The sequence below is a fragment of the Fructilactobacillus sp. X2R5C3 genome (assembly GCF_059901325.1).
In genome coordinates this window covers 1-249 of the sequence record NZ_JBWXUY010000042.1, presented here as the reverse complement: position 1 = coordinate 249, position 249 = coordinate 1, and the positions used below count along the sequence as shown (strand labels likewise).

Annotated in this window: 1 protein-coding gene; it reads right to left on the bottom strand. The window is 37.8% G+C overall.

The genetic code is table 11. The features are described 5' to 3' along the window. Positions 1-84: 84 nt before the first annotated feature. Entirely contained in the window at positions 85-246 is a 162-nt protein-coding gene (locus AC6UDE_RS07090; RefSeq protein ID WP_500697048.1) for a YibE/F family protein, read from the bottom strand. Positions 247-249 lie beyond the last annotated feature (3 nt).

Here is a 249-nt window from a genome sequence, read left to right as displayed (position 1 = left end):
CATCAAAGTATAGAAAAAATCATGTGAATTGTCTAATTTAATAAAAATAAAAAGCATCCGACTAATCGAATGCTTTTTACGTATTTATGCTTTATTTGCTTTCTTCAACTTGCGATGTTTCAGATACAGCATCACCGCGATGGTCACGGGAATGGTCAATACCACTCCAATGGCGGAAATCAACGTCATGATTAACTCCGACGCAAAAATCTTGTCGTTCATGACCATGCCGATACTGTAGTGCAAACG